At 62.6% G+C, this 22,265-nt stretch carries 18 protein-coding genes and 1 tRNA gene; 11 read left to right on the forward strand and 8 right to left on the reverse strand.

What is annotated here, in order from left to right; genetic code table 11:
• Positions 1-92 precede the first annotated feature (92 nt).
• The 3 genes from U5A67_RS35160 to U5A67_RS35170 all read right to left on the reverse strand — a co-directional run bounded on the left by U5A67_RS35160 (position 93) and on the right by U5A67_RS35170 (position 4,299).
• Complete coding sequence (locus tag U5A67_RS35160; protein WP_321817964.1) at positions 93-1,313, reverse strand: porin; 1,221 nt, start codon at positions 1,311-1,313, stop codon at positions 93-95.
• Between the two features lie 182 nt (positions 1,314-1,495).
• Entirely contained in the window at positions 1,496-2,953 is a 1,458-nt protein-coding gene (locus tag U5A67_RS35165; protein WP_321817963.1) for an APC family permease, read from the reverse strand.
• 347 nt (positions 2,954-3,300) lie between these two features.
• Positions 3,301-4,299, reverse strand: coding sequence for an AraC family transcriptional regulator (locus tag U5A67_RS35170; protein ID WP_321817962.1), 999 nt, complete (start codon positions 4,297-4,299; stop codon positions 3,301-3,303).
• A gap of 261 nt (positions 4,300-4,560) precedes the next feature.
• Here U5A67_RS35170 and U5A67_RS35175 point away from each other — a divergent pair, with 261 nt between their 5' ends.
• From U5A67_RS35175 to crcB, 5 genes are all read left to right on the forward strand, one after another.
• Entirely contained in the window at positions 4,561-6,540 is a 1,980-nt protein-coding gene (locus tag U5A67_RS35175) for a primary-amine oxidase (RefSeq protein ID WP_321817961.1), read from the forward strand.
• Between the two features lie 25 nt (positions 6,541-6,565).
• Positions 6,566-7,474 (forward strand): hypothetical protein, encoded by a 909-nt coding sequence (locus U5A67_RS35180; protein WP_321817960.1) that lies wholly within the window; start codon positions 6,566-6,568, stop codon positions 7,472-7,474.
• 33 nt (positions 7,475-7,507) lie between these two features.
• On the forward strand, positions 7,508-8,986 hold the full coding sequence (gene styD / locus U5A67_RS35185; protein WP_415768062.1) for a phenylacetaldehyde dehydrogenase StyD: 1,479 nt from the start codon (positions 7,508-7,510) through the stop codon (positions 8,984-8,986).
• A 155-nt stretch (positions 8,987-9,141) separates the two neighbouring features.
• Entirely contained in the window at positions 9,142-9,900 is a 759-nt protein-coding gene (locus U5A67_RS35190; protein WP_321817959.1) for an SDR family oxidoreductase, read from the forward strand.
• 160 nt (positions 9,901-10,060) lie between these two features.
• The gene (crcB, locus tag U5A67_RS35195) at positions 10,061-10,441 is read left to right on the forward strand and encodes a fluoride efflux transporter CrcB (RefSeq protein WP_205986535.1); all 381 of its coding nucleotides are present in this window, start codon (positions 10,061-10,063) and stop codon (positions 10,439-10,441) included.
• Between the two features lie 70 nt (positions 10,442-10,511).
• On the opposite strand, the gene cfa is transcribed toward crcB, so the two are convergent.
• The gene (gene cfa / locus U5A67_RS35200) at positions 10,512-11,672 is read right to left on the reverse strand and encodes a cyclopropane fatty acyl phospholipid synthase (RefSeq protein WP_205986536.1); all 1,161 of its coding nucleotides are present in this window, start codon (positions 11,670-11,672) and stop codon (positions 10,512-10,514) included.
• Between the two features lie 234 nt (positions 11,673-11,906).
• Here cfa and U5A67_RS35205 point away from each other — a divergent pair, with 234 nt between their 5' ends.
• Both U5A67_RS35205 and U5A67_RS35210 read left to right on the forward strand, forming a co-directional pair.
• Positions 11,907-12,323, forward strand: a complete 417-nt coding sequence (locus U5A67_RS35205; RefSeq protein WP_205986580.1) for an HIT family protein — start codon at positions 11,907-11,909, stop codon at positions 12,321-12,323.
• A gap of 169 nt (positions 12,324-12,492) precedes the next feature.
• Positions 12,493-12,583: transfer RNA gene (locus U5A67_RS35210), tRNA-Ser, on the forward strand.
• A 90-nt stretch (positions 12,584-12,673) separates the two neighbouring features.
• On the opposite strand, the gene U5A67_RS35215 is transcribed toward U5A67_RS35210, so the two are convergent.
• The 4 genes from U5A67_RS35215 to acs form a co-directional block, all read right to left on the reverse strand.
• On the reverse strand, positions 12,674-13,282 hold the full coding sequence (locus U5A67_RS35215; protein ID WP_321817958.1) for a YebB family permuted papain-like enzyme: 609 nt from the start codon (positions 13,280-13,282) through the stop codon (positions 12,674-12,676).
• A gap of 124 nt (positions 13,283-13,406) precedes the next feature.
• Positions 13,407-15,425 (reverse strand): sodium:solute symporter family protein, encoded by a 2,019-nt coding sequence (locus U5A67_RS35220; RefSeq protein WP_321817957.1) that lies wholly within the window; start codon positions 15,423-15,425, stop codon positions 13,407-13,409.
• Complete coding sequence (locus tag U5A67_RS35225) at positions 15,422-15,787, reverse strand: DUF4212 domain-containing protein (protein ID WP_321817956.1); 366 nt, start codon at positions 15,785-15,787, stop codon at positions 15,422-15,424. The genes U5A67_RS35220 and U5A67_RS35225 overlap by 4 nt, the downstream gene beginning before the upstream one ends.
• A 112-nt stretch (positions 15,788-15,899) precedes the next feature.
• Entirely contained in the window at positions 15,900-17,882 is a 1,983-nt protein-coding gene (gene acs / locus U5A67_RS35230) for an acetate--CoA ligase (protein ID WP_321817955.1), read from the reverse strand.
• A 308-nt stretch (positions 17,883-18,190) separates the two neighbouring features.
• On the opposite strand from acs, the gene U5A67_RS35235 reads away from it, so the two are divergent.
• The 4 genes from U5A67_RS35235 to bfr all read left to right on the forward strand — a co-directional run bounded on the left by U5A67_RS35235 (position 18,191) and on the right by bfr (position 22,253).
• A complete protein-coding gene (locus tag U5A67_RS35235) occupies positions 18,191-19,084 on the forward strand; it encodes a DMT family transporter (protein WP_321817954.1) in 894 nt (297 codons plus the stop codon).
• 220 nt (positions 19,085-19,304) lie between these two features.
• Positions 19,305-19,928: a TIGR00645 family protein gene (locus U5A67_RS35240; protein ID WP_321817953.1), complete on the forward strand. Its 624-nt coding sequence runs from the start codon at positions 19,305-19,307 to the stop codon at positions 19,926-19,928.
• Positions 19,929-20,004: 76 nt separating this feature from the next.
• Positions 20,005-21,528 carry a fumarate hydratase gene (locus tag U5A67_RS35245; protein WP_321817952.1) on the forward strand — a complete coding sequence of 508 codons (1,524 nt, stop codon included), beginning with the start codon at positions 20,005-20,007 and terminating at the stop codon, positions 21,526-21,528.
• 245 nt (positions 21,529-21,773) lie between these two features.
• A complete protein-coding gene (gene bfr, locus U5A67_RS35250; RefSeq protein WP_027817224.1) occupies positions 21,774-22,253 on the forward strand; it encodes a bacterioferritin in 480 nt (159 codons plus the stop codon).
• The last annotated feature ends 12 nt before the right edge of the window (positions 22,254-22,265 follow it).

The following is a 22,265-nucleotide window of genomic DNA, read 5'->3' on the forward strand; positions in this document are numbered from 1 at the left end:
ACCATTCTAGCGCCGTTCCGCCCAGCAGGCGCTTAAAGCGGCACGGCCGCCCCCATGGCCGTGCCGCAGCGCAGCGAAGCCCTCCAGCGGCCTTAGAAGTTGTGGCGAATGCCCGCGATGATTGCCAGTTGCTTGTCGTTATCCGAGTTCACGAGATTCGGGATCTGCGCGAGATTGCGCGTGCCGCCCGAAGCGTCCAGACCCAGCCCCGCACCCGACGACTTCTGGCCGATGGCGACCGCGTAAAGCGCGGTGCGCTTCGACAGGTTGTACACGGTGCCCAGATTGATCTGATGGACGCGCGTGGACGAACCGCCGCTCGGGTGCGCGTCGTTGAAGATATAGGCAAAGCCGAATTGCAGCGCGGGCGTGAATTGCCACATCGTATTGAGTTCGGCGATATCGAATGAGATATTCGCGCCCTGCGGTTGCGCAGTGCTGGCGAAATACTGGCTCTGCGACAGACGCGTATGCGTGTAGCTCAGCGCCACCGTGACGGTGTTGAAGACGTACGAGCCGCCCGCGCCCCAGATATCGATCTTTTGCGCGTTCTGCAATTCGCAATACGAGGCGTCGGTATTCGCGCAACTGAGATCGCCGATATAACCGCTCTCCCCGCCCAGCGCCGCCTGCAACGGATTATGCAATTGCAGATAGCCCGCCGAAAGCGAAAGCGGTCCGTGCGAGTAATTCGCCGCGAGCGACCAGCCGCGATTCTGCGAGAAATTGCCCGCCACGCCGCCAAGGCTGAACAAACCGCCTAGCGTCAAGCCGCCAAAACTCGGGCTGATGTATTTCAGCGAGTTATTGAAATTGAACGCTTCGTTGAGGTTATCGACATCGCCGAAATGCGAACCGTACAGCGTCGCCCAGTTATTGCTCGACGCGTACGCGCCCATATTGTCCGAGAACGGATCGTACTGGCGGCCGAGCGTGAGCGTGCCGTAGGTGCCGTTCGCGACGCCCACCCACGCATTGCGATTGAACAGCGTGCCGCTTTGCAGCAGCGCGCCGTTCTGCGTCAGGATGCTGTTTTCCAGCGTGAAATTCACCGTGGTGCCGCCGCCGATCTCCTCGCTGCCGGTCAGACCCCAGCGTGACGGCACGAGATTGCCGCCGCCCAGTTGCCAGTTCGAATGGCCGTCGGTGTGACCATCGGCGTGGGTGGTCTGCTGGTTGGTCGAATAGACGAGGCCCGCATCGACGGTGCCATACAGCGTGACGGAGGACTGGGCGTGAGCGCCCATCGTGAGAGTGGCGAGCGCGCACGAAGCCAGCGCCAGCGCCGAGCGCTTGACGAGTTGATCTGCCATATCGGTAGGTATCGTTTCGAGGTGTGGGTTCGCGGCGCGCGAAAATCACGAACGCGCGCCGCCCGCGAGGAGATTGTGGGTAAAACTATGAATAGGATTACGTATCGATTTGCGCAGAGGGCGAGACCTGCGGCCTGGGTTCTTCCCTGCCAGGCGTCCTGCTGCCCTGCCGCCCTACTGTTTTACTGTCCGAAGCGGGCGTACACGTCCGGGCGGCTGCGCTTGAGCACATAGCCCAGCGCGATACCCGCCAATGCAACCGCCAGCACGATCCACGGGAACGAACGCACGATCGCGCTATCCGAACCGCTGAGCGCGTCCAGATTGCCGATCAGCACGAAGCCGATCCACAGCAACCCGACGCCGCCGAGCACCGGTGCAACCAGCGCATGCCAGAGCCGCGTGTCTTTTTTCGTCGCGCGGAAATACGCCACCACCGAAAAACTCGTGACCGCCTGCAGCATGACGATGCCGATCGTGCCCAGCGCCGAGGTGCAGCTAAAGACGATATTGAACGGATCGGCGCCTGCGACCACATAGAGCGCGACCGGCACCGCCACCGTGAGCGTCTGCAGATAGCTCGCAAGATACGGCGAACCGTATTTCGGGTGCAGGCGGTCGAGCTTCGCGGGCAGAATGCCTTCGACCGAAAGCGCGTGGATATAGCGCACGATGGTGTTATGGAACGACAGCAGGCTCGCGAAAATGCTGGAAAGCAGCAGGAAACTCATGGTGGTCGTCATCGCGCCGCCCAGATATTTCGCGGACTGGATGAACCAGAAATCGCCCGGCTGTTTGGTGGCCACATCGGCGACATCTTTCAGGCCGTATGCGCACACGATCGCCCACGTCACGAAGGCGAAAAACACCAAGATCAGCGTGACCGATACATAGGTCGCGCGCGGCACCGTGACCTTGGGATCGCGGCATTCCTTGCCGTAAATGGCGGTGGCCTCGAAGCCGATAAAAGACGCCAGCGCGAACATCACCGCAATGCCCATGTGGCCGCTGAAAACGTGTTGCGGCGAGAACGGCGCGAGCGTCAGGCCGTCCGGTCCGCCGTGATGGATCACGATGGCAATCGACAGCACCAGCAGGATGCCCATTTCGAGGCACATCAGCACGCCAAGCAGACGGCTGTTGAGATCGATGCCGCGCAAGCCCGTGATCTGCACGATGACGACGCACGCTAACGAATAAACGTACCAGGGCATCGCGCTATGCAGCAGCGGCCCGAGCACGACGGTGCAAAAGAAACCGAATAGCCCGTACAGCGCGATCTGGATGCAGGTGTACGACAGCAGCGCGACAAGCGCGCCTGCCATGCCGAGCGGCCGCCCGAATCCCGCGGTGATGTACGCGTAGAACGCGCCGGCCCGCACGATATGCCGGCTCATCGATGCAAAGCCCACGCTGAACACGAGCAACACGGCGCCCGCGATCACGAAAGCGCCCGGAATGCCGGCGCCGTTGCCCAGGCTGATGGCGGGCGGCACAGCGCCCAGCATGCCGGTGAGCGGTGCGGCTGCGGAGATCACGAGAAACACGATTTGCCACAGGCCGAGCAGACTGCGCGGCGCGGCCACGCGGTCTGACTCGGCGTCGCCGACAAGGCCGGCGCTTGAATACGGTTCGTTCATCGTTGCCTCTGCTGGGGTCTGTTCTGATTGCGCCACACGACACGATGGATGAACCGTGTGCCTCAGGCGCTCGGGGACCGGATCTCGCCGATGCGTTTTCGAGATTCGATTGGAGCGCATGGTAGGCAGCTAAAAAATCGGGCGACCTGGCTGATCGCGCCAAATTCTCGATAAAGTGCGCCAATACGGCTGCGGGTTTTTACTTAACGCGATATTGGCGTGAAATTTGATTGGGATGACGAATGATTTTTTTAATCGTCGATGGCTTCGTCAAACCGACAAATTCATTACAAACGGGAGTACCCAGGCGGACCTATCCGGGCCGGACCTAACCCGGCCGGACCTAATCAGGCCGACCCCCAGTTTCTCGTCGCCCGCCACAGGACGGTGGCGTCCGCGTAACCCACGGCACGCGCGACAGCGGCATTGGTCATACCGTCCTGCTCGCGCAATGTGGCGACGCTGCGCTGGCGCTCCTCGCGAATGATCTCGCGCACCGACGTGCCCGCCTCCGCCAGATGGCGCTGCAACGATCGATCCGATAAACCCAGATCGCGCGCGATATCGGCGACCACGAGCTTTTCGCGCGCGAGGCGCCGCGTCACGAGTTCGCGCACCTGATCGACGAGGTTATGCGGCACGGTATCGCGTTTGATGAGATCGGTCGCGTGGCGCTCCATCATGCGGGCCATCTGCGTATCGGCGCTCTTGAGCGGCGCGTCCAGATCGTGCGGATGCAAAACCACGCCGTTTTCAGGCTGCTGAAAACGCACCGGCACGCGAAAAATGCGTTGATAAGGCTTGAGATCGGCGGGCGCGGCGTGCTCGAAATGCACTTCCACCGGCATCCACGAAGCGCCATAAACCAGACGAATCATGTGGCACATCGCGCTCATGCTGTATTCGGCGTCCTGACTGCGCGGCCAGATCGACGCGTGCGCTACGCGGTAACTCCACTTCGGCCAGGCGTTATCGCGCACGAGGTCCACCAGCGTGCCGCTTTGCCAAGAAGCCAGTGCATCGGTGAATTTACGGATGGCGGCGCCCAGCGTAGGCGAGGACATAAAAACCAGACCAGGCGGCCCCATTTCCGTGAGCTGCAATTCATTGCCTAAACGCAGCCCGAGCGACGGTTCGTCGAGCACCTGCGCCGCACGTTCGAAGGCGCCCACATAGCGCCCGAGCGGCACAATTTCATAAGGGTCGGAAAGCTGTCTGCGGCTCAATCCGAATTCAGCCAGTACGGCATCGCAGTCGGCGCCCGCTGCGTCCAGCGCACGCACGATGGGCCCCATCACGGCGCCGCGAATCATCGGAAAACCGTTGCTGACAGGGACTCGTTTCATGTCTCGCTCCAGTGGGCCGTCTACGCACAGGCATGCACGTCGCCTTGTTGCCGGCATGCGCGGCGGCCGCTTCTTGATGTTGGGTTCGCTCTGTCTCTGGCGCACTCTATCGCCCCTTTGGCGCGTTTTGCAAGCGCGAAAAAAATATGGCGTTTCTACGATGACGACACGACATCGCCCTTGCGGTCATGCCCTGAAACGCCACGGAGCGGCCCGCTTTTCGCCGCCGTTGCGGCCCATCGTCATCCTTACGAAACGCTTATGAACACGAATCCGAACGCGCATCCGCTCGACCCGCTGAGCCTCGCCGAAATGCAGCTCGCCTGTGACATCGTGAAGGCCGCCGAACAGTTAGACGAATACGGCCGCTTTCCCGTGACCGAATTGCACGAGCCGCCCAAGGCTGAAGTCGTGGCGTGGAAACAGGGCGATTATTTTTCGCGTTGCGCCTTTGTGATCGCCATTGATCGCACGCGCAGCCAGACCATCGAGTTCGTGGTCGATCTGCGCGAAAAGAAAGTGCAGTCGCGCACGCCGCTCGCGCTGCAAAGCGCGCCGTTCGGCCAGCCGCCGGTGATGATCGAAGAGTTCATCAACGCGGAGCGCATCGTCAAGGAAGATCTCGCGTGGCGCGAGGCGATCAAAAAGCGCGGCCTGAGCGAAGCGGATCTGGTCAATGTACAGGTCGATCCGTTTTCCGCGGGCGCCTTCGATCGCCCGGGCGAAGGCGGTCGCCGTCTGGTGCGCTGCGTGAGTTACTACCGCGAAAACGTGACGGACAACGGCTACGCGCATCCGATCGAAGGCGTGGTGGCCGTGGTCGATCTGCTCGAACAGAAAGTGATCGATCTGGTCGACGATGGCCGCATCATTCCGGTTCCCAAAGCAAAGCATAACTACGACACGCCGAGCCTGGGCGCGCCGCGCGACACCGTCAAGCCGCTGTCGATCAGCCAGCCCGAAGGCCCGAGCTTCACGATCGACGGCTGGCAGGTTGCCTGGCAAAACTGGACATTCCGCGTGGGCTTCACGCCGCGCGAAGGTCTCGTGCTGCATCAGATCACGTGGGACGACGGCAAGAGCGCGCCGCGCCCGATCGTCTATCGCGCGAGCGTGACGGAGATGTGCGTGCCCTATTCCGATCCCACCACGAACCATTACTGGAAGAGCGCGTTCGATGCGGGCGAATATGGTCTGGGCAAACTCGCCAATCAACTCGAACTGGGTTGCGATTGTCTTGGCACGATCCGCTATTTCGACATTCCTTCCGCCGACGATTTCGGCAATAGCTTCACGATGAAGAACGCCGTGTGCCTGCACGAAGAAGATTACGGCACGCTCTGGAAACACTATGAATTCCGCACCGGCGTATTCGAAATGCGCCGCTCGCGCCGCCTCGTGATTTCCTTCTTCGCCACGGTGGGCAATTACGACTACGGATTTTACTGGTACTTCTATCAGGACGGCACGATCCAGCTCGAATGCAAACTCACCGGCATCGTGCAGACCTCGGCGGTGGCCGATGGCGGTACGTATCCGTGGGGCGGCATGATCACCGAAAACCTCGGCGGCCCCACGCATCAGCACTTCTTCAATGCGCGTCTGCATATGATGGTCGACGGCGAGAAGAACTCGGTCACCGAACACGAATTCGTGCCGCGCCCGATGGGTGGCGACAATCCCTATGGCAACGTGTTCGACACCACGAAGCGCGTGCTCAAGACCGAACAGGAAGCGGCGCGCAACGCCAACGGTCAGACCGGTCGCTACTGGAAGGTCGTCAATCCGAATGTGAAAAATCGCGTGGGCGCGAATCCGGGCTACAAGCTCATCGTCAACGATTCGCCCTTGATGCTCGCCGATCCGAATTCGAAAGTGCGCCAGCGCGGCGGCTTCGCCACGCGCCATGTCTGGGTCACGCCATTCGACACGACGCAGCGCTACGCGAGCGGCGACTATCCGAACCAGCACGCAGGCGGCGACGGTCTGCCGCGTTATATCGAGGCGAATCGCAACATCGAAAACGAAGACATCGTGCTGTGGCATAGCTTCGGTCATACGCATGTCTGCAAGCCCGAGGACTTCCCGGTCATGCCGGTGGAGTACGCGGGTTTCATGCTCAAGCCGAATAACTTCTTCCAGGGCAATCCGGCGATGGATCTGCCGGGCGGACGCGATCCGCATAGCGTGCAGGACGGCGCGCCCGAAGCCGCGCCTTCGTGCTGCGGCAGCAAGAAGTAAGGGCAAGGCCATGTGGCGCGCAACGATGTTCTGGTGCGCAGTGACGGCGGGCGCAGCGGCGCTCGCAGCCGGCACGACGCTGGGCGCGATGCAGGCCGGCGATCGTGTCGCTGCGTTCGCCGCGAGCGCCGTTGCGTTGCTGGCGATGGCGCTGCTGCCGCCGATGTTCGCTCGCCGTTCAGGTGCGCGCGCAACGATATTTACCGCGACTGCACTTGTATTAACGATGGCGGCAATGAGCTTCGCTGCGAACCAGGCACGCGCTGGCGCGACGCACATCGCGTTGCCGCTTGTGCTTGCGGGCATTGCGCTGCTGATGAGCGCTCGCAGGATCGCGCCGGAAGCACGTCAATTCGTCAGCATTGCTCGTAGAGCGGGAACGCCGAATCTGAACGGCGCGATGATCGGCGCTGCGTGGCTCGCCGGTATGTCGAGCGGCCTTCTCGCGCGCTTCCAGTTGTTCGCGCTGTGCGGTGCGGGTCCGCTTTCGCTTGCGCATCTGCTTGTGCCGCTCGGCGCCGCAATTGGCGCGGGCGCTTACCTGCAACGAATCGAGCGTCATCACGCGCTGCTATGGCTTTTCATGCTGCGCGGCGTGCTGCTGGCATCGTTGACGCTCGATGTTTTCGCCCCCTGGGCGCCCTATGCCGCGCCTGTTTTCACGGTACTCGATGCACTGACACTCCCCACGCTGCTTCGCAACGATCACGCCCATCATGGCGGACAAGGCCGTTGCCCCGGCATCGCCCATCACATCGGCATGGTTGCAGGCGCAACGTTCGCAACGACCACCTGGGGCTTTGGTCAGGGCTATTACGTGCTGTTTCTCGGCGCGGCCGTACTCAATCTTGTCTGTGCTTCGGCGCAGGCCACACCGCGGAAGCGGCGCGTCGCGCACTACGGCACGCGCGCCATCTCCGCCGACTTCCGCTAGCCCCACGCTTCGACACATTATTCAGGAGACGCAATGGACCGCCAGGACTTCACGCATACGATCCGCACGCAGATGTTCGTCGATGGCCGCTTCTGCGCGAGCGGCAACAATCGCACCTTCGCCGTATTCAATCCGGCCACGGGCGCCGAGATCGCCCAGGTGCCCGACGCCAGCGACGCCGACATCGACGCCGCCGTGCACGCCGCGCGCCGCGCCTTTCGCGCCGACACGTGGCGACGCATGCCGCCCGCCGAACGCGAGCGTCTGCTGCTCAAACTCGCCGATCTGGTGGAGCGCAACGGCGACGAACTCGCCGCGCTCGAAACGCTCAATCAGGGCAAACTGCTCGGCTTTTCGAAGATGCTCGAAGTGGGCGGCAGCGTGCAATGGCTGCGCTATATGGCGGGCTGGGCCACCAAGATCGAAGGCAGCACCGTCGATCTCTCGCTCGCCTTTCCGCCGGGCGTGCGCTACAACGCTTCGACGCGCCGTGTGCCCGCGGGCGTGGTCGCCGCGATCGTGCCGTGGAATTTCCCCTTGCTGATGGCCGTGTGGAAGATCGCCCCCGCGCTCGCCTGCGGCTGCACCGTCGTGCTCAAACCCGCCGAGGAAACGCCGCTCACCGCCATCCGTCTGGCCGAACTCGCGCACGAAGCCGGCTTCCCGCCCGGCGTGTTCAACGTCGTCACCGGTCAGGGCGAAACGGCGGGCGCGGCGCTCGTGCGTCATCCCGGCGTCGATAAAGTCACGTTCACGGGCTCGACCGAAGTGGGCCGCATCATCGGCCGCCAGTGCGCCGACGATCTCAAGCGCGTCTCGCTCGAACTCGGCGGCAAGAGCCCGGTGATCGTGCTCGACGACTGCGATCCGCAGCGCGCGATCGCAGGCGCGGCGGGCGCGATCTTCTTCAATCACGGTCAGGTCTGCACGGCCGGCTCGCGCCTGTATGTGCCGCGCGCGCGCTTCGACGAGATCGTCGATGGCATTGCGCAGGTCGCACGCAACACGGTGCTCGGCTCCGGCTTCGACGCGGCGACGCAGATGGGCCCGCTTGTGTCCGCACGCCATCGCGACAAGGTCGCCGACATGATCGCCCAGGGCCGCGCCGAAGGCGGCGAAATCGTCGCGGGCGGCGGCAGCGCGCCACGCGCGGGCTTCTTCGTCGAGCCGACGGTGATCGCCAATGCCGCCAACAAAGCGCTCACCGTCGTGCGCGAGGAGGTTTTCGGCCCGGTGCTGGTGGCCATGCCTTACGACGACGTGGAGGAAGCCATCGCCGCCGCCAACGCTTCGGAGTACGGCCTGGGCGCGAGCGTGTGGACCAACCAGCTCGATCGCGCGCTGCGTGTGGTCGATGCCGTGGAAGCCGGCACCGTCTGGGTCAACACGCACAATATGGTCGATCCGGCCCTGCCCTTCGGCGGCTTCAAGGCGTCGGGCATCGGCCGCGAGCACGGCCGCGCGATCATCGACTCGTACACCGAGACGAAATCGGTCTGCATCGCATACTGAAGGCGGCTTCCGCCGCATTGTTAATCGAAATGGAATGATGAAACCCGTACCCGGGCAATGATCCGGGGCGGGTTTTCCAGCATGATCGAGCCCGTTCCCGCTTTACAAGCTTCCCGAAGCATCCCGAAGCATCCCGAACCGAACGGAGCCAGATCATGAGCACATCGACCCAATCTCTTTCCACGACGCGCGGCGTCGCCATCGTGACGGGCGCATCGCGCGGCATCGGCGCGGCGCTCGCGCTGCGGCTCGCGCGCGATGGCCACGCGGTCGTCGTCAATTACGCTTCCAGTGCGCAGGAGGCCGAAGCATTGGTCGCGCAGATCGCCAGCGAAGGCGGCCGCGCCATCGCCGTGAAGGCCAATATCGCGAAGTCCGAAGAAGTGCGCCATCTGTTCGACACCACGGTCGAACGGCTCGGCCAACCCACGGTGCTGGTCAACAACGCGGGCGTGATGAAGCTGGCGACGATCGCCGATTCCACCGACGCGGTCTACGACGAAATGTTCGACATCAACGTGCGCGGCACGCTCAACACGATGCGCGAGGCCGCTGCAAAGCTCGCCGATGGCGGACGCGTGATCAACTTCTCGACCACGGCGCTGGCGCTCAATCTGCCGGGCTACGGCATCTATAACGCCACCAAAGGCGCGGTCGAAGCGCTCACGCGCGTGTTCGCGAAGGAATTGCGCGGGCGCAGCATCACGGTGAACGCGGTGGCGCCGGGACCGGTTGCGACCGCGTTGTTCCTCGAAGGCAAAACCGAAGAACAGATCCGCCATTTCGCGAGCCTGCCGCCGCTGGAACGCCTCGGTCAGCCCGACGATATCGCCGCCGTGGTCTCGTTCTTGGCAGGCCCGGATAGCGGCTGGGTCGATGGCCAGACGCTGCGCGCCAACGGCGGACTCGCCTGACGCCGCCGTGCTCGCGCCGCTTACGCCGCCCACGTCACTCACGCGGCGCGGCGGGAAATACGCGGTGCTACACTCCGAGGTCGAATCCGGGCTGACTGGACGTGCGCGCAATGGCATCCAGGTGGCCCGGCTTTCATTGCACATCCAACGACCTCCGACCATGTACCTGTCCATTCTCGCCGTCGGCATCGGCGGCGCGCTCGGCTCGCTGCTGCGCTGGGTGCTCAGCCTGCGGCTGAACGCGCTGTTTCCGACGTTGCCGCTCGGCACGCTCGTATCGAACATCATCGCGGGCTATGTCATCGGCGTCGCGCTCGCGGCCTTCGCGCGCCTGCCCGATGTTTCGCCGCAATGGCGTCTGTTCGTGATTACCGGCTGCATGGGCGGCTTGTCGACGTTCTCGACCTTTTCCGCCGAAGTCGTCGCGCATCTGCAAAACGGCCGCTTTGGCTGGGCCGCGGGCGAAATCGCGATTCACGTCTGCGCCTCGGTATTGATGACGATTCTGGGGATCGCGACCGTCGCGGCCGTGATGCGCTAATTCATCCGCGCAAATAGAAAAAGGCTGCGGCGTGTATCGCTCGCAGCCTTTTTTATGGGCTAAAACTCATTCACGGACGACGATAACCACCCGGCACGCCGTTCTTCGACAGCACGAATTGCCACAACTGGATATCGCGCGCCCGGAAAGCGCCCGCGCACGACAGCAGGTAATAACGCCACATGCGATAGAAACGGCGTCCCATTTCCGCTTCGAAGCGCGGCCAGGCCGCTTCGAAATTGGCGTGCCAGGCCATCAGCGTGCGATCGTAATCGGCGCCGAAATTATGCAGGTCTTCGGTCACGAAAAGGCCGCCGGATGCATCGGCTACCTGACCGATCGTCGGCAATTCGCCGTTGGGGAAAATGTATTTGTCGACCCACGGATCGGGCGTCGTATCGCGACGATTCTTGCCGATCGTGTGCAGCAGGAACAGGCCTTCGTCGTCGAGACAACGATGCGCCACTTCCATATAGGTGCGGTAATTCTTGGGCCCGACGTGCTCGAACATGCCGACGCTGGCGACGCGATCGAATTTTTCGTCGAGCAGCCGGTAGTCCTGCAGACGAAATTCCACCGGCAGACCTTCGCAACGCGCGGCGCCCAGCGCGGCCTGCTCCTTCGAAATCGTCACGCCCACGCACGACACGCCGTAATGCTCCGCGGCGAATTTCATCAGGCTGCCCCAGCCGCAGCCGATATCGAGCAGACGCATGCCGGGCTTGAGCCCCAGCTTTCTGCAGATCATATCGAGCTTGGCTTCCTGCGCCTCGTCCAGCGTCTTTGCACCGCCCGCCCAGTAGCCGCACGTGTAGGTCATGCGCTTGTCGAGCATCGCTTCGTAAAACGCATTGCCGATGTCGTAGTGCTGCTGGCCGACTTTCCACGCGCGGCGCGCCGTCTGCCGGTTCATCAGCCGGGCCTTGAGCGAATGAAAAACGAGCCGGGCAGGATCGATCTGATCGTCGAGATGAGCGCGCAGGACGTGGGAGAAGAATTCGTCGAGTTGCTCGCAGTCCCACTGCTCGTCCATATAGGCCTCGCCGAGGCCCAGATTGCCGAGCGCCAGCACGCGTTCGGGCACGTGCGGATCGTGGATCGCCATGTCCCAAGGTCGCGGACCGTTGACGATCACATCGGCGCGTGCCAGCAGTTGGGATATGAATCGCCACGCCCCTGAGCCAGTGGCTTCGCGGGCGGATTGGGCTGCTTCGAGATCGGTCGTTGCCATACGTGGTGCTCCGTATCAGACATTCGTCGTCGCGCGCGCTGCGAGAAACATTATGATGCACCCGCTTCAAAAAACGTGCAGGAACACGGACAGACGCCTGCACGTCTCGGCGATAATCGGGCGCTGCGGTTGCAGGGCTTGCCCAACACTTCCCTTTCAGCGCGGCCCCGATGCGTTCCGGTGCATATGCACCGGTCATGCAGAAGGATCGTCCAACAAGACCCCGAGGACTCCATGGCCTACGACGACAACAACATCTTCGCCAAGCTGCTGCGCGGCGAGATTCCCTCCATCAAACTCTGCGAAAACGACGCGGCCGTCGCGATCATGGACGTGATGCCCCAGTCCGAAGGTCACGTGCTGGTGCTGCCGAAAGAAGGCGCCGAGGAAATTTACGAGCTGTCGCCCGAAGCGCTGACGGCCGCGATGGCGATGGTGCAGAAGATGGCCGACGCGCTGCGTAGCGCGCTCAAGCCCGATGGCCTGATGATCGCGCAGTTCAACGGCGCGGCCGCCGGGCAGACCGTCCCGCACGTGCATTTCCATCTGATTCCCCGCCGCAAGGGCGAAGAACTGCGCATGCACGCGCGCGACATGGCGGACAAGGCCGAACTGGAGGCCGTCGCGGCAAGGATTCGTGCGGTGCTGTGAAGGGTTCATGGCTGTAAAACCCGTTGTACGGCTGCTTGAAACAGGCGTGCTAACTGTCTTGCGCGCTTTTTTGGCTGACGCGTGAGCGGGCTGCAAGGCCGGCTAATCGCTTGCCCTGGCATCGACATTTCCAATCCCGCCAGGAGTCTGCTATAATCCACGTCCCGCAGGAGAGATGGATGAGCGGTTTAAGTCGCACGCCTGGAAAGCGTGTATAGGTTAATAACCTATCCGGGGTTCGAATCCCCGTCTCTCCGCCAGAACACCTGGAAAGCCCCGTAAGATCATGGATCTACGGGGCTTTTCCTTTTGGTCCATTCTGGGCTATGGCAAGTGCCTGCGCTCGCCGATCAACGGCTGCACCGCCCCTCGACCACCACGCTCAGCCGCGCGCTGCGCAGCAAACTCGCTGGCGTCACCGTTTCGCGCGCCCACGGAATCCGCCCGAAGAACCAGAGCCTCCAGAACCGCAAGCGCGCGTCGGGCCGATCCGCATACAACTCGTCGAAAGTCTGCACTCGACCGATTTGCACGCCTGCCGATTCATCGAGCACCTCGCGCACGAATCGCGAACAGAATTGCCGCGACGAATGCAGATTGAAACCCGTGTCGTAAAGCACGCCCATCCGCCGTCCAGCCGCGCGTCGAATCTGCGCATGGCGATGCGTCAACGCTCCACCTTCAAGCCGACACACCGCAAAACGCGCCGCCTCCGATCGCCCAACAAAACGCCGCCAGGTCGTATAACGCGAAACGGGAAACGTACTCTCCGCAATAAGCGGCTGCGCACCCGAAATATCGATCACGATGCCCACGTGATTACTCCAGCAATTCGTGGCTGCCGATACTTCAAGAAAGGGCCGCGCCTTGACGCGAATAAAAACCAGATCGCCGATTTCGAGCAGCGCCGCAACGCGCTCAGTATCGGGAAATTCGCGACGACGGGAAAAAGGAAACATCGGGAAGCTCCGGCGGATTGCACTGCACGCATTCTCGCGCGTCGCGCCCTACCCGCCTTGTTCCATTCAGAAAGGCCAACCCGATAACACCGCAGGTATCGTTTATCGATACCGCAATAAAACACTAAGGATGCCGAATATAATCTACCAGCGCCACAGTATATTCATCCGGCTTGCGGTCCACCAGGCTCACCAGAATCGCCACCAGAAACCCGGCTGGCACGCCAAACACACCTGAACTGATCGGCTCGATGCCAAACCATCGCGCGCCTTCAAAACCCGTAAGCTGGGTAAAGAACGGATAAGTCGAAACGATGTAATACACGCACACGGCAAGCCCCGCCACCATGCCCGCGACCGCGCCCAGCCGCGTCGTGCGCTTCCAGAACACGCCCAGCACCAGCACCGGAAATAAACTCGAAGCGGCCAGCGAAAACGCCGCGCCCACCAGAAACAGGATATTCCCGGCATTGAGCGAAGCCACCCACGAAGCGAACAAGGCCACGCCCAGCAGCAGAATCTTCGACATCGTCACGCGCCGCTGACTCGACGCATTCGGATCGACCATGTGGTAATAGACATCGTGCGAAAGCACATTCGATATCGTCAGCAGCAAGCCATCGGCGGTAGAAAGCGCGGCGGCCAGCGCACCCGACGCAATCAAGCCCGACATCACATACGGCAAGCCCGCAATTTCCGGCGCGGCCAGCACCACCATATCGGGCTGCATCTGGATATCGCTCCAGTGCACGATGCCATCGCCATTCACATCGGCGACGCCAATCATATAAGGCTCGATACGCCGCCACTGCATGACCCAATGCGGCAAATCGTCGAAATGCTGCCCGACCAGGTGCGAAAGAATCTCGAACTTGATCAGCACCGCCAGCACCGGCACCGTCAAATAAAACAGCGCGACGAAAAACAGCGTCCAGCCGACCGAGCGCCGCGCCGACGCCACCGAAGTCGTCGTGTTATAGCGCGTGAGAATATGCGGCAGGCTCGCCGTGCCCAGCGACAGACACAGCAGCAGCGACAGAAAATTGCGCTCGTGAATCTGCCGCGCTTCGTCGCTTTCGGCGGGAAAGGGTTCGTGCATCGGCACCGGCGGCGTGGCGCGCGCGAGCAGGTCGTCGCGCTGCTGCGTCCAGGCTGCACGCGCGGCTTCCGGGTCACGCGGGAAACGCGCGATCTCGTGTTCGAGCGAATCGATATCGCGCAGCGGGCCATTATGTCGACGCAGACTCACCAGCGAATCGACCAGGCGCGTCTTCTCTTCGACATACGATTGCGGCAACGCGTCGAGCCGCGATTGCCAGAGCGCCGAGCGATGACGATATTCTTCGCGCACGTTCGCTTCGGCGCCGGCATCGCGCACGTCGCGTTCGAGCGCTTCCACGCGCTGCATCACGCGGCCGTAATCGAGTTGCGGCACCCAGCCCAAACCATCTCGATGCGCAATCAACGAAACCGGAATCAGAATCGCCGCGATCAGGATGATGTATTGCGCCACCTGCGTCCACGTCACGGCGCGCATGCCGCCCAGAAACGAGCACACGAGAATGCCCGCCAGCCCGCAGAAAATACCAATGGCGAAATCCACGCCGATAAAGCGCACGGCGATCAGCCCAACGCCCTGAATCTGCGCGACCAGATAAATGAACGAACAGAGAATCGTCGCGAGTACGGCCAGCGCGCGCACGAGGTTGCTCGAGAAGCGCGTGCCGAGAAAATCCGCGATGGTGTAGCGCGCGAGTTTGCGCACATAAGGCGCGAGCAGAAAGGCCACGAGGCAGTAGCCGCCGGTCCAGCCCATCAGATACGCCAGGCCGTCGTAGCCGCTCGCGTAGAGCGAACCGGCGAGGCCAATGAACGAAGCCGCCGAGAGCCAGTCGGCGGCCGTCGCCATGCCGTTGAACACCGATGGCACGCGCCGCCCCGCCACGTAGTATTCGACCAGGTCCGACGTACGCGAGAGCAGGCCGATCACGGCATACACGGCGATCGGCACGAACAGGAACACGTAGCCGATCCACATGCCCGGGCCCGTGACGCGTTCGATGCGCCACATCACGAAAACAAAGCCGAGAAAACCGAGCGTATAAAGCGCGTAGGAACGGATAAGCCGATGCGCGAGCTTCATCGTGGCGGCGCCTCGCGGGCGTCGCGGATCGCGGCTTCGGCTTCGCGCGCGGCCTGCAATTCGCGGTCGGCGCGCTGCATCAGCACGATATAGATGACCACCAGCGCCACGTAGACCAGGATCGCGCCTTGTGCACCGAGGTAGAACGGCAGGCTGAAGCCGGCAAAGCGCACGCCGTCGAGCGCGCGCGCGAGCAGCGGCGCGACGAACGAGACCGAGAAGCCGATCGTCATCAGCACGGCGATCAGCGCGACGTTAAAACGCCAGTAGCGCCGATGCGCGAGCGCCATCGCCCGGCTGACCGGCGGCGGCTCGGGCAAGGGATTGGGATTGTTCGGCGGTTGGGTGCGTGGCGCGGCCATGCGCCTGTTTAGCAAAAAGGCGCAGACGCTGCAATTGGGAAGAGTGCGAAGGACGCCGCGAGCCTGTCGCGGCGTCCAGCTTGGACTTGAGGCGTCGACTTGAATCGTCGACTTAGAGCGATTCGCCGAGCTGATCGAGAATCGCCGGGTTTTCCAGCGTGGAGACGTCCTGCGTGATTGCCTCGCCCTTCGCGAGCGAGCGCAGCAGACGGCGCATGATCTTGCCCGAACGCGTCTTCGGCAGGTTCTCGCCGAAGCGGATGTCCTTCGGCTTGGCGATCGGTCCGATCTCCTTGCCCACCCACGCGCGCAGTTCGTTGGCGAGCTTCACGGCGTCGTCGCCATGCGGGCGCGTGGCCTTGAGCACCACGAAGGCCACCACGGCTTCGCCGGTCGTATCGTCGGGACGGCCCACCACGGCGGCTTCGGCCACAAGCGGATTCGCCACCAGCGCCGATTCGATTTCCATCGTGCCCAGGCGGTGCCCGGAGACGTTCAGCACGTCGTCGATACGGCCCATGATCGTGAAGTAGCCGCTTTCCTTGTCGCGCACGCTGCCGTCACCGGCCAGATACAGCTTGCCGCCAAGTTCTTCGGGGAAGTAGCCCGACTTGTAGCGCTCCGGCTGACCCCACACGTTGCGGATCATCGCGGGCCACGGACGCTTGACGACCAGAATGCCGCCCTGCCCGTTCGGCACGTCCTGACCGGTTTCGTCGACGATCGCGGCCATGATGCCCGGCAGCGGCAGCGTGCACGAACCCGGCACGAGCGGCGTCGCGCCCGGCAGCGGCGTGATCATGTGGCCGCCGGTTTCGGTCTGCCACCAGGTATCGACGATCGGGCAACGCTTGCCGCCCACGTTCTCGTAGTACCAGATCCACGCTTCGGGATTGATCGGCTCGCCAACCGTGCCCAGAATGCGCAGCGAAGACAGGTCGTAGCTCTTCGGGTGCACCTTCGCATCGGCTTCCGATGCCTTGATGAGCGAACGGATGGCCGTAGGCGCCGTGTAGAACAGCGTGACCTTGTGCTTCTGGATCATGTCCCAGAAGCGGCCCGCGTTCGGGTACGTGGGCACGCCTTCGAACACCACCTGGGTCGCGCCGATCGTCAGCGGTCCGTAGGCGATGTAGCTATGGCCCGTGATCCAGCCGATGTCGGCCGTGCACCAGAAGACGTCGTCGGGCTTGTAGTCGAAGGTCCACTTCATGGTCTGCGCGGCCCACAGCAGATAGCCGCCCGTGCTGTGCTGCACGCCCTTCGGTTTGCCCGTCGAACCCGAGGTATAGAGGATAAAGAGCGGATGCTCCGCGCCCACCGGTTCCGGCGCGCAAGTGTCGCTTTCGGCCGCCGAGACTTCGTGCATCCACAGATCGCGGCCTTCCTTCCACGCGACCTTGCCGCCCGTGCGCTGGTAGACGAACACGGTTTGCACGGCGTCGCAGCCGCCCATGGCGAGGGCTTCGTCGGCGATATTCTTCAGCGGCAGCGCCTTGCCGCCGCGCATCTGTTCGTCGGCGGTAACGAGCGCGACCGCGCCCACGTCCACCATGCGTTCGTTGAGCGACTTCGACGAGAAGCCGCCGAATACCACCGAATGCGTCGCGCCGACGCGCGCGCAGGCCTGCATCGCCACCACGCCTTCCACCGACATCGGCATATAGATGACGACGCGGTCACCCTTCTTCACGCCGCGCTTCTTGAGCGCGTTGGCGAAGCGCGACACGCGCGCGAGCAGGTCCTGGTAGGTGACGTTGGTGACGGTGCCGTCGTCGGCTTCGAAGACGATCGCGACGCGCTCGCCGTTACCGGCTTCGACGTGACGGTCGAGGCTGTTGTACGAAGCGTTGAGTTCGCCGTCTTCGAACCACGTGTAGAACGGTGCCTTCGACTCGTCGAGCACCTTGGTGAAGGGCTTTTGCCAGGTCAGCGTTTCGCGCGCGAGGCGCGCCCAAAAACCTTCGTAATCGCGTTCGGCTTCGGCGGCGAGCGCCTTGTAAGCCTCCATGCCGGACACCGTTGCGTTGGCCACCGTTTGCGCGGACGGCGCAAACACACGATGTTCCTGAAGAACCGATTCAATCGCAGACATCGACAACCCCTTGGTGAAGATGAAACGTCAAACTCGTGGACACGCGCAGCATCTGCGATGCCTGCGCGCGCCGTCTCCTGTGTGCCGCCGCGCCCTCTGTGGCCTGAGCGCGGGCGGCGAGCTTTCCTGTGATCTTTGGCGACGCGTTCGCGAGCGACTGCGCTGGCGCGTTGCGTCCGGGCGCTTGTCTCGAACGCATCCTCGAAGATTAAGCGCTGCAACTTACCCGCTACTTACGCAGGCGCGCGATAGCGACCTCTTAAACGGCCATTTAGAATGCTAACTGATCTGAGCGCCAGGATTCCAGCTTGAACCGTCATTCACTTTTTCTCGTCGCCGCCATGCTGCTCGTGGGCAGCAATGTCGGCATCGGCAAAACGATCGTTGCGTTTTTACCCGTTGATCTGTTTGCGTTGCTGCGCTTCGTGATCGCGCTCGCGGTGCTCTGGCCCCTGCTGCGCGTCGCCCGCATGCGCCGCGTGAAGCGCGGGGAATGGCTCAATCTGTTCCTGCAGGCGCTCTTCGGTACATTCGGGTTTACGCTGCTGATGCTCGGCGGCGTGCATCGCACCAGCGCCGTGGCCGCAGGCGTCATCACCAGCACGATTCCGGCCATCGTCGCGCTGTTCTCGTGGCTGTTTCTGCGCGAGCGGCCCGATGCCCGTGCGTTCGCATCGATCGCGCTCGCCATTGCGGGTATCGCCGTGATCAATCTGGCGCATGTCGATGCGAGCGCCGCCAATCCCGGCTCGTTCGCGGGCAACCTGATGGTGCTGGGCGCCGTGTGCTGCGAATCGCTTTACGTGATCCTCTCGCGCCGTCTCACGCAGACGCTCGCGCCGCTCGAAATCTGCGCGTACACCCATCTGTTCGGCTTTCTGCTGATGCTGCCGGTGGGTCTGCACAGCGCGTTCTCGTTCGACTATGCGAGCGTGCCCGCGGGCATCTGGGGCCTCGTGCTCTGGTACGGGCTGTCGGCCAGCGTGTTCTCGTTCGTGTTGTGGATGATGGGCATCCGTCACGTGCCGGGCAGTATCGCGGGGGTCTTCACGGCTGTGCTGCCGGTGGCGGCCGCGCTCTACGGCATGGTGTTCCTGGGCGAGCGCCCCACGCCCGCGCACGGCATCGCGCTCGCCTGCGTGATTGCCGGCATCGCGCTGGCGAGTTTCAAGACCCGACGCGTGCCGCCCGTCGCCTCCTGACAAGGCTCGCGCGGCATCGGCGCCACGCGTGTAATGACCCTGAAAGATTCGCTGCCCTCATCGCGGCGAAGTGTCGCGCCGACGCGTTACAATAGCGCCCGCCCGGCCCCAGAGGCGCGGCGGCGCGATCGGCGAGAGCCTGCATCAAGACAGCAGACTCGGCGCGGCGCGCGCGGCGCCCCGTGGACCCCGCCCGATTTCCGCCCTACGTGAAACGCCCATGTCCGCCGCACGCCCCAAGTCGTCCGCCGCGAAGTCCGCTGCCCTGTCCCGCCGCCGTATGGGTCTGCTGCCCAGCGTCATCTTCATGAGCCGCTGGCTCCAGGTGCCGCTCTACCTGGGGCTGATCGTCGGCCAGACGGTCTATTGCGTGCTGTTCATCAAGGAAGTCTGGCATCTCGTCAGCCACGCGATGTCGCTCGACGAAACCAGCATCATGCTGGCCGTGCTCGGTCTGATCGACGTGGTGATGATTTCCAACCTGCTCATCATGGTCATTGTGGGCGGCTACGAGACCTTCGTTTCGCGCATGGGCCTCGAAGGCCATCCCGACGAGCCCGAATGGCTCGACCACGTGAACGCCGGCGTGCTGAAGGTCAAGCTCGCGATGGCGCTGATCAGCATTTCGTCGATTCATCTGCTGAAAACCTTCATCAACCCGGACGCCGTTTCCGAGCGCACCGTGATCTGGCAAGTGGCCATTCACATCGCGTTCCTGCTCTCCGCGCTGGTGATGGCCTGGATCGACCGCATCACCACGCATACGCATCCCGAGCATTATCACGATCTCGCCGCGCGTCATCCGGCGTCCGCGCCAGTGCGCGAGGTCGCCGAAACCGAATAAAGCCGATGCAAACCGGCGCCTGGTCAAAATAAAAAATTCCACAATTCGAATCACCCCGTCCCCATAGAAGCTAGCCATGACCGTCATCAAGCAGGAAGACCTGATCCAGAGCATTGCGGATTCGCTCCAGTACATCAGCTACTACCATCCGCAGGACTACATCGAGGCGCTGGGTCGCGCCTATGAGCTCGAGGAAAGCCCGGCCGCGAAGGACGCGATCGCGCAGATCCTCACCAACAGCCGCATGTGCGCCGAAGGTAAGCGCCCGATCTGCCAGGACACCGGCATCGTCACGATCTTCGTGAAGGTCGGCATGGATGTGCGTTGGGACGGCGCGACGATGGGCGTCACCGACATGATCAACGAAGGCGTACGCCGCGGTTATCTGAACCCGGACAACGTCCTGCGCGCATCGATCGTGTCGCCGCCCGAAGGCGCTCGCAAGAACACGAAAGACAACACGCCGGCCGTGATCCACTACGAGATCGTGCCGGGCGACAAGGTCGATGTTCAGGTTGCAGCCAAGGGCGGCGGCTCGGAAAACAAGTCGAAGTTCGTCATGCTCAACCCGTCCGACTCGATCGTCGACTGGGTGCTCAAGACCGTGCCGACGATGGGCGCAGGCTGGTGCCCGCCGGGCATGCTCGGCATCGGCATCGGCGGCACCGCTGAAAAGGCGATGCTGATGGCGAAGGAATCGCTGATGGAGTCCATCGACATTCAGGACATCATCAAGCGCGGCCCGCAGGACTGGATCGAAGAACTGCGCGTCGAACTGCACGAGAAGGTCAACGCGCTGGGTATCGGCGCGCAAGGTCTGGGTGGTCTCGCCACGGTGCTCGACGTCAAGATCATGGCAACGGCCACGCACGCCGCCTCGAAGCCGGTCGCGATGATCCCGAACTGCGCCGCCACGCGCCACGCGCACTTCGTGCTCGACGGCTCGGGCCCGGCGAAGCTGGAAGCACCGTCGCTCGACGCATGGCCGAAGGTCAACTGGGAACCGAACACGGAAACCAGCAAGCGCGTCGACCTGAACACGCTCACGCCGGAAGAAGTCGCTTCGTGGACGCCGGGCCAGACGCTGCTGCTCTCGGGCAAGATGCTCACGGGCCGCGACGCCGCGCACAAGCGTATCGCCGACATGCTGGCGAAGGGCGAAAAGCTGCCGGTGGACTTCAAGAACCGCGTGATCTATTACGTCGGCCCGGTCGATCCGGTGCGCGACGAAGTGGTCGGCCCGGCAGGCCCCACCACCGCGACCCGCATGGACAAGTTCACCGAACTGATGCTCTCGCAAACGGGCCTCATTTCGATGGTGGGCAAGGCCGAGCGCGGCCCGGTCGCCATCGAAGCCATCCAGAAGCACAAGGCGGCTTACCTGATGGCCGTGGGCGGCGCGGCTTACCTCGTGTCGAAGGCGATCCGCGGCTCGAAGGTCGTGGCGTTCGAAGACCTCGGCATGGAAGCCATCTACGAGTTCGACGTTCAGGACATGCCGGTGACGGTGGCCGTCGATTCGTCGGGTACGTCGGTGCACAAGACGGGCCCCTCCGAATGGCAGGCAAAGATCGGCAAGATTCCGGTCGCGACGGCTTGATCGCTTGATTCGCGATCTGCGAGATAATCGGCGCTCAATAGAAACGCCGAAATAAAAAAACCGGGGCCCAGCGTCCCGGTTTTTTTTGGGTAACACGAAACGTACTGAGACTAATTCTCAGCACGCTGCAAATAATCGCATTTGGCTGCAATTTGACGCAGATTGCACCTTGGCTTTTGTGTATTGAGCGTTTATTGTTCCACCCAGTGTTAAAACCTGCACGCCCCCACAAGGAAGGAAAAACTATGCAAGGCGACAAGAAAGTCATCGAATATCTGAACGCGCAGCTCAAGAACGAACTGACCGCGATTAACCAGTACTTCCTGCACGCCCGTATGTACAAGCATTGGGGCCTCGAAAAACTCGGCAAGCACGAATATGACGAGTCGATCGGCGAAATGCGTCACGCCGACTGGCTCATCGAACGTATTTTCATGCTCGACGGCCTGCCTAATCTGCAAGACCTGCACAAGCTGCTGATCGGCGAAGAAACCCAGGAAGTGCTCGAATGCGATCTGAAGCTCGAGTACATTTCCCAGGGCACCTGCAAGGAAGCCATCGCTTATTGCGAATCGGTGCGCGATTTCGTTTCGCGTGAAATCTTCACGAAGATTCTCGACGACACCGAAGAGCACATCGACTGGCTCGAAACGCAGATCGACCTGATCGGCAAGGTCGGCATCCAGAATTACCAGCAGACCATGATGGGTTCGGTAGAATCCTGATTCTGATTGCGC

This window comes from Paraburkholderia sp. J69-1, from assembly GCF_905220255.1.
Classification (GTDB): Bacteria; Pseudomonadota; Gammaproteobacteria; order Burkholderiales; family Burkholderiaceae; genus Paraburkholderia.